The sequence below is a fragment of the Bacillus timonensis genome, from assembly GCF_004799755.1.
Lineage (GTDB): Bacteria > Bacillota > Bacilli > Bacillales > Bacillaceae_L > Ferdinandcohnia > Ferdinandcohnia timonensis_A.
The window spans coordinates 1-11,776 of the sequence record NZ_SLUB01000083.1; the positions used below are offsets into that span (position 1 = coordinate 1).

Here is an 11,776-nt window from a genome sequence, read left to right on the forward strand (position 1 = left end):
AGTACATGCTTAATTGTTTTCTGCTTTTAAGCATAAAAAATCCCCCTTTTTGGTGATAGTTTTTCGACAACTCTATTTTACCAAAATCGGGGGTTTTTTGTATTTTTTTATGAAAACCTACGGTTTTCCAGTTATTTGGAAACGTTTTTCAGTGACCTCGGACGGTTCTTGTGGCTCCAAATTTTTGGAGCCGCAGGAACCGTCCCTCTGGACCCTTTCTATCTAGTAAATTCTAAATGTTGTTGAAGCGGCACTGCTCGAATATCCGCTTTTTGATGCGGTTGCGTCTAGTCGGTATGTTCCCGTTGCTGTGGAATAGTTTGTGCCAATTGACCAAGTGGCCACACCTGACGAGTTTGTTGTTGCGGAAGATGTAACAGTTGTGCCATTTGGCCGTGTGATTTTGAAGTTAACGGTTGCATTGGCAACTGCCGCCCCATTCGAATCTTTTACCGTGCTTGTGACATAGACTGTTTCCCCACGGTAATAGTAGATATAGTTCGTTGATACTGTTGTGACTGTTTCCGTTGAGGATGGTGGTGGTGGAGTTGTTCCGCCTCCTCCAGATGCGGCAACAACTGCTGCATGGGCATCCACGATTCCATACCCGTATTGCGTAAAGCTACCAGTCTCTTGTGCAGTATCACGTAAAATTTGTCTGGCTTGTGAGACTGAAATGTTTGGATTAGCCGCTCGTATTAAGCCCGCAACCCCAGCAACATGTGGCGTTGCCATCGATGTTCCGGATAAAGTGGCATATCGACTTTTTGGATAGGTGCTATAAATACTTGAGCCTGGTGCCATTAGTTCTAACCCAGATCCGTAATTTGAAAAGCTTGAGCGCGTTCCGCTTGAAGTTACCGATCCAACCGCAATTACACTACTATATGCAGCCGGATAGGAAATACTAGATGCACCATCATTACCAGACGCTGCTACCACAATGGTTCCCTGGGCAGTCGCAGTTTGAACCGCTTCATCCATGCTTTGGTTATACCCACCGCCACCTAAAGACATATTAATGACATCTGCATCAATATCGGCAGCATATAAAATTCCCTGGGTGATTCCGTATAAAGAACCAGAGCCATCGTTACCTAAAACCTTCACAGGGATAAGAGTTGCATTTTGCATCACACCTGAAACTGAGCCATAACTCGCAATCGTTCCTGCCACATGGGTGCCGTGACCTTGAACATCCATCGTCGTTCCACCTACAAAACTTCTACCTAAGCTAGTATTTACAAAGTTTGCAAGACTAGGGTGATTATGATCAATCCCTGTATCCAATACTGCAACTTTAACCGCACTTGACCCATTCGTAATCGTCCAAGCTTGTGGCGCCTTAATCATGTCGTAATGCCATTTTTGATTTTGATGCACGGCTTGGATTGTGGCTGTTCCTTCAATGGCCATCATCTTATAGTTTTCTGAAATATATCTAACTTTGAAACCAAGATTCATTAACTCTTTGCGCAATTCATTTTTTGCAAGAGTACTAGATTTGAAATTGTCCGGAGAGTATTTTACTAAGTAGACCAAGCCCATTTTGTCGACTACTTTTTTGTTAAAATTTTTGCTGATAAGTGGTTTGACTGAAGTATCTTCTACATGGAGAGTGTCAATGATTGAGAATCCTTTCGCTTTTAGGACATCTTCCTGTCCCTTAAGACTATCTGCACTTTGAATCGTGAGATCAGCATTTCCTTTTTGTTTCGGTTCAACCGAGACGATGAGTTCGCCTTCAACAAAATCTAAGTTCCCTTTCCCAACATTGTCTGGTTGATTAGCAAAGGTTACCCCTGCAAACATCGATAACATGAGTAAAAGAACAATCGAAAAACTAACTAATTTCTTCATCCACATACCTCCAATTTTTGGTTGGTCAAACAAAGAATATGGTATTTGTAAATGGCACGCTCCCTTCTATGTATCATATCTACAGTTAAAAAGTAAAAAAGACATCTTTTGAACTTTCTTACTTTGACTGTCGTGAATTATGTAACGGGAAAGTTAAGTTTTAGGAGATTAGTTGAATTTCGTGGATAGAAAAGTGTAATGGACTCTGCCCTCCATTACACTACAATTTTTCAATCGAAGACGTCAATATCATTTTCAATATTCAGTTATTTGTTACCACAAAGTTTTTCTCACAACAATTCTATACAAGCCCAAATATCTAAAACTGGTAGTATAAAAGCCTTTCATATGCATTCACCGCGTTGGTGCGTTAATAGAAAAATCAGGTACTTCCCATAAAAGAAGTACCTGTTTCGTTAGTGTAATGAGATTCATTCTATTTGTAATTTCCTCTATCTGTGGGACAGGGAACCTGTCCCTCCGTCCCAGCTGAAGATCCAGTTTTGTGATATCATTTGTTTTAGGGTAAGAGCTTGATCTTCGTTGAGCTTTAGATTTTCAATACTTGTTTCTGTTAGTTGATAGTCTTTGTCTTTCACTTTTCCAAATCGGAGTTTGATCAGGTTTTGAAGCCCCTTGAACGTTACATATTTTACCTTATATCCTTCCAACAGTATTGACCGAAATGACCTTATATCCTGCTCGGCAAGTTTCAGTAATTCATTAAAATCGAAATGCTCATGCAAATCCTGCCATCCATCCACATTGCCCTGCTCAATCTGAGCAAGTATTTCATTATTAGAAATACCGTTACTTCGAAGGGTTTCAATCATATAGGCATCCATTAATGTAATTTTTTGTAGTTCCACTAGAGTTCCCCCTATTCGTTTCTATTTATTAATCCCATCTGTGGGACAGGGAACCTGTCCCTTCGTCCCTTATTTATTTTCGACAAGTTGTTTGTTTTCAGCGTTCATTGGATAGAAACATGAGACAAGATGTCTGTTGTCACCATCCGTCGCTTTTAGGACTGGCACGTCTTTCTTACAGGCTTCAGTGGCGAAAGGACATCTAGTATGGAAAACACAGCCTGTTGGTGGGTTGCTGGGAGACGGAAGTTCTCCCTTTAACATGATTCGCTGACGCACTTTTTCTTTTTCCGGATCTGGCAATGGAATCGCTGATAGCAATGCATTTGTATATGGATGTTGTGCATCCTTGTAAAAAGATTCACTATCGGATATTTCCATCACTTTTCCTAGGTACATGACTGCAACCTTATCAGCTATATGCTTGATGACTGATAAATCATGGGCAATAAAGACATAGGTTAACCCAAGTTCTTTCTGTAGATCTTCGAGCAAATTAATTACCTGTGCTTGTACCGATACATCTAGGGCACTAACTGGCTCATCAAGGACCATCAATTTTGGATTGAGTGCAAGTGCGCGGGCAATGCCAATACGCTGGCGCTGACCACCGGAAAACTGATGGGGCAGTTTATGATAGTCATCTGCCTTTAAGCCAACGAGATCCATTAATTCTAATACTCGACGTTCCAAATGATCTGTTATGCGATATGCTTTTAGTGGGGCTGCAATAATATCGCCGGCTTTCATCCTAGGGTTTAAACTGGTAAATGGATCCTGGAACACCATTTGAATATCTCTTCTAAGCTGATGCATTTGCTTATGATTATAGGTAAGGATGCTTTCACCCTCAAACAAAATATCACCAGACGTTGGTTTAAGGAGTCCAAGGATTGTTCGGGCAAGGGTACTTTTACCACAACCTGACTCGCCGACAATTCCAAGTGTTTCCCCTTGATTTACAGTTAAATTCACGCCATTAACTGCCTTGACATAATTTTTCGTTCGACTGAACATCCCTCCCTTAACAGGAAAATGCATGTTCAAATCGCGTATTTCAAGTAGTGGACTAGTCATGAATCGGAACACCCCTTTTATCTTCGGAAATTCTGAACTGTTCCTTCTTTTCGTCAAATTCCTGTTGCGACAAGATACAAGCCGCCCAATGGTCTTCCCCTCTTACGGTTAACTGTGGATCTACCGCCAAACATTTTTCGGTTGCAAATGGACAACGCGGATGAAAATTGCATCCCTTCGGCGGGGACACTAGGTTCGGTGGCTGTCCCTCGATATTAATGAGGCGTTCATGTGCTGTTGCATCTAAACGAGGCAAGGAGCGTAGGAGCGACCAAGTGTATGGCATCGACGACCGGTAGAAAATGTCGTTTACGGAGCCATTCTCCACAATCCTCCCCGAATACATGACTAACACCTTATCCGCCATTTGTGAAACGACTCCTAAATCATGGGTAATGATGATAATAGCCGTCCCATACTTCTTTTGTATGTCTCTCATTAATTCCAAAATTTGTGCTTGAATCGTTACATCCAAAGCAGTTGTCGGTTCATCTGCAATCAATAATTTCGGATTACAGGCAAGGGCAATGGCAATAAGCACGCGCTGTCTCATCCCCCCGGAAAACTGATGGGGGTAATCATGCATCCTCGCTTGCGCATCCGGAATTCCAACATCTTTTAATAACTCAATCGCACGATCCTTCGCTTTAGAACGTGACATCTTTTGATGAGTCAAAATGGCTTCAACCAGTTGATCACCAATTTTAAAGACAGGGTTTAAACTAGACATCGGATCCTGGAAAATCATTGCAATCTCATTTCCGCGAATTTTTCGTAGCTCCTTTTCCGAAAGCTTTAGCAAGTTTTTTCCCTCAAATAAAATCTCACCCTCTGGATAAAAGGCAGGCGGTTTTGGGTTTAACTGCATGATTGAATGGGCTAAAACGCTCTTCCCACTACCGGATTCCCCAACAATAGCAACCGTTTGTCCTGCTTCCACGGTAAATGAAACACCATCCACCGCATGAACAATTCCTGCATCTGTATCAATTTGTGTCTTTAGATTCTTTACTTCTAGCATTGTCTGTATCCTCCTTTCGTCTAGGCTGCTTCAATCTGTTTATTCGTCCAACGTTTCTTCCTTTTCCCCATACCTTTTGTATGTGGATCGAAGGCATCTCTTAATCCATCACCAAGTATATTTAAAGCAAGGACCGTGATAACAATAGAAATCCCAGGAAAAATGGAAAACCAAGGGGCAATCGAAATATAGATTTGCGATTCCTGAAGCATATTCCCCCATGTTGGTGTAGAAGGTTCAACACCGACACCTAAAAAGCTCAATGCCGCTTCTGCCAAAATGGCTTTAGCAAAAATAAACGTTCCTTGCACAATAATAGGTGATAGTACATTTGGCAACACATAACGAGTCAAGATGACAGGGTCACTGACTCCCGAGGTTTTTGCCGCTTCAATGTATTGAATTGAATTGATCTGCAAAACAGCTGAACGGACAATCCGTGTCATCACAGGAAAGAACGAGAAGGACAACGCAATGATGATATTCGTCACACTTCCCCCAAGTGCAGCCACTAACGCCAATGCTAACAGCAATGACGGAAATGCAAGCATTCCATCTATAATACGCATGATTAGAAAGTCAGCTTTTTTATAATAGCCAGCAATCAAGCCGGTAATTGTTCCTAATACGGTAGAAATCAGTGCTACACTTAAACCAACAAGTAAGGAAATTCGCGAAGCAACTACGGTTTGCCCAAAAATGTCTCTCCCGAAATGATCCGTACCGAACCAATACTTTCCAGATGGAGCTAGTAACCGCTGCGCGGAATCCATTTTAGATGGAGAAACAGGTAGCCACCACGAAGCTGTGATTGTTCCAACCGTAAGCAAAACCAGTATCCCAAGAGCGATCAGATTTCGTTTTTTCTTAAACATACGAAAATCCCCTTTTTTTAATTTTTTAAAAATCAGGTTCAGTCATACCTAATTCTCGGATCTAAAAATGCATACAAAAGATCAATCAGTAGATTCACAATAACGTAGACCACGGCAATGAACAGGACAACCCCTTGTATAACCGGATAATCTCTTCGATATATGGAATCAATTAGAAGCTGACCAATTCCAGGGATGGTGAACATTGTTTCGATAATAACCGTTCCCCCTAGCAAACCTGCTACCGTTACACCAATAACGGTTGTTGTTGGGATGAGAGCATTTGAAAAGACATGCTTCATTAAAACGATGCTCTCTCTTACTCCCTTCGCACGGGCGGTTTTCGTATAATCTTGATTAACTGACTCCAACATGCCATCGCGAAGCATCCTAGCGATAAGTCCAATTTCAACCGCCGCTAAGACAAATGCAGGTAAAATTAAATGATAGATCCAGTCAATAAAGCCTTCTGCAATCGGAACATATCCAGCCACTGGAAAAATAGGTACTGCTACCCCAAGTCCTAAGACCAGTAACAACGCGAACCAAAATTCCGGAATGGATGTTCCAACAAGAGAAAAAGAAGTGAACAAAGGATCTAAAAATGTATTTCGGCGCCAAACTACAAAAATAGCAATTGGGATCGCAATGAATAAGGCAATCGTCAAGGAAGTGATCATCAAACTAAATGTTGGGCCAATCCGATCCATAATGACGTCAGTAACCGGTTCAGAGGAATAGATAGATTCGCCAAGATCTCCCACAAAAATATTTTTAATCCAATCAACAAATTGCAAGGCCATTGGTTTATTTAACCCCATTTGTTCTTCTAGCTGTGCAACCGCTTCTGGTGAGCTATCTTCACCCAGGATGAGATAGGCAGGGTTACCTGGAGTAAGGTGGACAATCAGAAAGACAATCACACTAACAATGAACATAACGGGAATGATAGAAATAAATCTGCGTATTGTGTATTGCAGCAATGTTTTTCCTCCTCTAACTCATACTTTTACTAAGTTAAAAAAGGAAGTCACGTCATAACATTCCCTGACACGACTTCCCAGTTTGATCCTATTACTTATTGATTCTTCCATGTATTCCAGAATCGTTGGCCAACCCAATTATCGTAAACTGGAATTTTTTCACTCTTAATATCTAATTTCGTTTCATTCGCAATTTTTATAAATGGAAGCTCATCATTTACAGTTTGGTTCATGTCTGCTAATATCTCTTTTCTTTCGTCTGGAGATGCTGTTACACCCCATTTATTTAGGAGACTACCCCAACGCTCACTGTTGTACCAACCACTACTTGCTGTATCCATCACAAGCATTCCTAGTTCACTAGGTGAGAAACGGGTAGACCATCCAACCACAACTAAATCCCAGTTTGCAGGATCTTGCCATTTTTCAAGATATGTTGCCCATTCATATGGTACTAACTCGACTACAAAACCTATTTCTTCCATTTGTTGTTTCATCATTTGTGAGATTCGTTTATACGTATCTGAATCATTTGAGAACATAATTTTAACTGGTTCTCCATTGTAATCAGACTCTTCCAGTAATTGTTTAGCTTTCTCTTTGTCGTATGCTAAATAGTCATCTGAACCTTGATAACTGTATAGTTCTGTTTGTTCCGGATCAAATAATGCACCATCTAGTTGATAAAAATCCGGATTTCCATAGGTTGACTCTGCAATTGCTTTCTTATCTAAAACAAGACTTAATGCCTGACGTACTTTCAAGTCATTAAATGGTGGTTCTGATTGATCTGGAGTCGTAACAGAATATCCATTAATATAAGTGACTGGATCAATATTTGGAGTTGCTTCAACTACCTCATATAAGTCAGTTGGAATTGATTGAGCATAATCATAAATTTCTGTTTTTAGACCATTTATCATAACTTGTGGATCTTTTACAATTAAAAACTTAATCTCATCAAAGTATGCGACCTTTTTACCTGTTAAGCCGCCCCAGTCTTCTTCTTCACGTGCAGAATAATCTTCAAAACGAGTTAGAACAATTTCTTTGCCTCGCTCCCAGTTTTCAAACTGGTAAGGACCCGTGCCTATGTACTGTTCTGTTGTCAGTGGCTTTTCACCAGCTGTTTCTGCAATCTCTTTCGGAATAATCATAAGAGCAGATTTTGGAGCTGCCATGTCAGACATAAGAGAGCTGTATACTTGGTTTAATTTGACTTCTACAGTTAACTCATCAAGTTCCTTCACAGATTCAATGTATTTATAGGCATTCTTCCCAACAGAAGAAATTTTCCCCCAGCGTTCAAATGATGCAACAACATCCTCAGCTGTAACTGTTGAACCATCATGGAAGTTTACACCTTCACGAATTTTGATTGTATATACCTTTTGGTCGTCACTTACATTGTAGTCTTCTGCAACCATTGGTTTTACTTGATAATCCTTATCTAGCGCAAATAAGTTTTCAAAAATATGCCAGCCAACATCTCTTGTTGCCGTTGCACCGGTAGACATCCAGTCCAGAGTATCCGGGTCTGATGCGAAAGCAACATTCAACGTTCCACCTTTTACTGGTTCCGCTGCTGCTTGGTCAGTTTCGCCTGTACTCTTGGTACTATCCGAGCCTTCCTGATTACCACAGCCGAATAATAATACTGTAAATAATAAAGCAATTACTAATTGCAAGCTTCTTTTCATCTGTTTGATTCCCTCTCTATTGTAAGATTTTTAGTTTGCTAGTTTTTAAAATAAGTAATGTGATACAATTTTCACAAAAGATTTAGAGATATTAACCAATGCTCTTTCATCAAAATCAAATCTCGGATGATGATGTGGATAATGGGTCGCTTCATCTTCATTTTGAGAACCAACATTAAAAAATGTTCCTGGTTTTTCCTTTAGAAAATAGGCGAAGTCTTCAGCACCCATCGTTGGCGTCTTCTCTATAACATTCTGTTCGGTAAATACCTCTGAGAAAAGTCCCCTCGCTACATCTGTTTCTTCTTTATGATTATATAGAGCTGGATAGCCGCGTAAATAATCAATTTCATAGTTTGCATGATAGGCACTCGTTATTCCTTTAACAATGGAGTTGATCTCCGCCTCCACTTGATCACGAACGTCTTCATCAAACGTACGGACTGTTCCTTCGATTTTCGCTGTATCTGGAATCACATTAAAGGCACTGCCGGCATGGAAGACACCGATTGTAACTACAGCCGATTTCAGTGGATCAATGCTTCGGCTGACGATTTTTTGTAGCCCTTCCACGACACTGCTTCCAATTACAAGAGAATCAACAGTTTGATGTGGTCTTGCACCATGACCACCACGACCTTTAATCGTAATCTCAATTTTATCAACCGCAGCCATTTGATATCCTTCTCCAACAGCGACCTTTCCTAGTGGGATATCCGAAGCGAGGTGTGCCCCAAATACATAATCCACCCCTTCTAGGATACCTTCCTCAATCATAAACTTTGCTCCACCCGGTGGTGTCTCTTCAGCTGGCTGGAAAACAAATAGAATTGTACCTTTTATTTTTTCACGGTATTTACTAAGGGTCCGTGCCGTACCTAATAAAGCAGATGTATGACCATCATGTCCACAAGCATGCATCACACCTGGTTTCGTAGATTTATAGGGTACATCCTTCTCATCTTCGATTGGTAGGGCATCAAAATCAGCTCTAAGGGCTATCGTTTTTCCCGGTTGATACCCTTTTAAGGTGGCAACAATCCCATTCCCACCAATTTTTGTCTGTACCTCTAAGCCGAAACTTACCAACTTCTCCTCGATATATTTGGCCGTATGTACTTCTTCAAATGAAAGCTCTGGGTGCTGATGCATATATCTTCTCCAGCTTTTCATATCATCAAAACTTTTATCTAACTCAGCAAAAATTGCTGATAAACTTTCATTCTTCAATGCTTGACTCATACCCAACCCTCATTTCTATTTGAATCAAAAAATATTCACTTCATTTTAATCCCATAATTCCGAGATGTCAACTAGGTTATATCAGTTTACTTGATTACTATTATAAAGTAGATAAAAAGCAAATTTTTGATTGTAGGTACACTTTAAGAACTTTGCGGATTTCAGACATTAAATAAAAGCAGGGAAAATGCTACCCCCTGCTTCTCATATCCTTATGTAACTATATTAACTATTTAATAACCCGAATCCTCTGAGGTTAGGTTATCGAGCATGGTATAGTCGTATTGCTGTAATGGTTTTTCTGCTGGACCTTCGAGAACTTCACCGGTATAGGAAAATCGAGAACCATGACATGGGCAATCCCATGATTTTTCACCATTGTTCCAATGAACTTCACAGCCCACATGGGTACATGTTGTGTCTACGATGTAGAGCTTTCCGTTCTCATCTTTATACGCGCCTTTTCGATGGCCATCAATGGAGATGACCGCCCCTTCTCCATTTGGAATATCAGCCACATTTTTTTGTGGGATTTCCATTTTCCCTTGGATTAAATGCTTGACGACTTTCGCATTGTTGACAAAGAAATTCTTCAGAGAAGGATGTGCATAGAAACGTGCTGGTGAGTACAAATCACGATACGGGTTATTTCTTTTCAGGATGATATCTCTAAATAATAGAGCAGCTGCTGTACTATTTGTCATGCCCCATTTACGAAACCCCGTTGCAACCAAAATATTAGGTTCACCCGTTGTAAGTTCCCCAATATATGGGATTTTGTCCAATGTTTGAAGATCTTGCGCCGACCAGCGATATTGAATATCATCTAAGTCAAATACCTGTTCCCCAAACGAACCTAATGCATGGTAGTCTTCCATTGTGTCATTTCTTTCGCCAGTCTGGTGGTTACCCCCAGCAATTAATATAAAATCTTCCCCATTTTTTGAAGCAGAACGAAGCGAACGTGTAGGTTTATCCGCACTAATATACATGCCACCTGGATAATGTTCCTTTGCCTTCACAGCTACTATGTATGAACGTGTTGCTTTCATTCGTGCAGAATAAAGACCCGCACCCTCATAAAATGGGAAATGTGAACAAGCGAGGACGAAGCCTGCTTTTACCCGCTTGTTATTGCGCGTAAGCACTACTGGCTTTTCTCCCGTTTCAACATTCACGGCAACTGTATGTTCAAAAATGAGTCCACCTTTTTCTTTGATGATGTTAACAAGATGTGCTAAGTATTTGACTGGATGGAACTGGGCTTGATTTTTCATGACTAGTGCGTTTTTTACTTCAATTTTAAAAGGAACACTAGTTACAAGTTCACCATCAATTCCAATTTTTTCATAGGCTTGTGCTTCTTGTTCAAGTTTTTGCGCATATTCGTCGGTTGTGGAGTAGATGATAGCGTCTTGTTTGCTAAAATCACAATCAATTTGATGCTCATTTACTGTGTTTTCAATGAATTGAATAGCGTCAGTGTTTGCTTCATAGTATAGCCTTGCGGTGCTTTTTCCGAAATTCGTGATGAATTCATCATAGATGAGATCATGCTGTGCAGTTACTTTCGCAGTCGTGTGTCCTGTTGTTCCATTGAGTAATTGGTCTGCCTCTAAGACAGCAACTTTCAGGCCCTCATTTACTAATACATAAGCAGAGGTTAGGCCCGCAATCCCCCCACCCACAATCACTACATCGACTTCAAGATCCTCCTCAAGCGAAGAAAATGTTGGAATGTCAACATCAACCCTCCATAACGGCTCAGGTGTTTCAGGAAGCTTCTTTTCATTTGCCACAATAAACCCTCATTTCCTAAAAAAGTAATTTTGCCATTAGGTTTTCCAGTAATTTAGGTATCATACATGGATGGGAGGGATTGGGGTACGTAAAAAAAAGACCATTTTAGAAATGGTCCGTGAATGAAGGATTATTTTAACTGATTCTACTATCGTTCGGGTCTTCATCCGGCTTATGAAGGACTTTCCTCGCACATTTCTGGATTAAGTCCGTATAATTGTGTAAAAAGAAAATGAGTCATTTTATTCCTTTTTGTCAACAATGTTTAACGACCAAGAAAAACATAGAAAAGAGGAATAAAAATGACTCAAATACAGTTTAACCTAGATATTGATGTTTTAAAAGAATC

At 40.4% G+C, this 11,776-nt stretch carries 9 protein-coding genes; all 9 read right to left on the reverse strand.

Features of this window, described 5'->3' with window-relative positions; translation table 11 throughout:
* Positions 1–222: 222 nt before the first annotated feature.
* A complete protein-coding gene (locus tag E1I69_RS22625; protein WP_136381784.1) occupies positions 223–1,860 on the reverse strand; it encodes a S8 family peptidase in 1,638 nt (545 codons plus the stop codon).
* Positions 1,861–2,312: 452 nt separating this feature from the next.
* Positions 2,313–2,729 carry a hypothetical protein gene (locus E1I69_RS22630; protein ID WP_136381785.1) on the reverse strand — a complete coding sequence of 139 codons (417 nt, stop codon included), beginning with the start codon at positions 2,727–2,729 and terminating at the stop codon, positions 2,313–2,315.
* A 69-nt stretch (positions 2,730–2,798) separates the two neighbouring features.
* Entirely contained in the window at positions 2,799–3,806 is a 1,008-nt protein-coding gene (locus E1I69_RS22635) for an ABC transporter ATP-binding protein (RefSeq protein WP_136381786.1), read from the reverse strand.
* Entirely contained in the window at positions 3,799–4,836 is a 1,038-nt protein-coding gene (locus E1I69_RS22640) for an ABC transporter ATP-binding protein (RefSeq protein WP_278186191.1), read from the reverse strand. The genes E1I69_RS22635 and E1I69_RS22640 overlap by 8 nt, the downstream gene beginning before the upstream one ends.
* Positions 4,837–4,847: 11 nt before the next feature.
* Positions 4,848–5,702 carry an ABC transporter permease gene (locus E1I69_RS22645; protein ID WP_136381788.1) on the reverse strand — a complete coding sequence of 285 codons (855 nt, stop codon included), beginning with the start codon at positions 5,700–5,702 and terminating at the stop codon, positions 4,848–4,850.
* Between the two features lie 38 nt (positions 5,703–5,740).
* Positions 5,741–6,685: an ABC transporter permease gene (locus tag E1I69_RS22650; RefSeq protein WP_136381789.1), complete on the reverse strand. Its 945-nt coding sequence runs from the start codon at positions 6,683–6,685 to the stop codon at positions 5,741–5,743.
* Positions 6,686–6,780: 95 nt separating this feature from the next.
* Positions 6,781–8,385: an ABC transporter substrate-binding protein gene (locus E1I69_RS22655; RefSeq protein WP_136381790.1), complete on the reverse strand. Its 1,605-nt coding sequence runs from the start codon at positions 8,383–8,385 to the stop codon at positions 6,781–6,783.
* 45 nt (positions 8,386–8,430) lie between these two features.
* The gene (locus tag E1I69_RS22660; RefSeq protein WP_136381791.1) at positions 8,431–9,627 is read right to left on the reverse strand and encodes a M20 metallopeptidase family protein; all 1,197 of its coding nucleotides are present in this window, start codon (positions 9,625–9,627) and stop codon (positions 8,431–8,433) included.
* Between the two features lie 233 nt (positions 9,628–9,860).
* The gene (locus E1I69_RS22665; RefSeq protein WP_136381792.1) at positions 9,861–11,426 is read right to left on the reverse strand and encodes an FAD-dependent oxidoreductase; all 1,566 of its coding nucleotides are present in this window, start codon (positions 11,424–11,426) and stop codon (positions 9,861–9,863) included.
* Positions 11,427–11,776 lie beyond the last annotated feature (350 nt).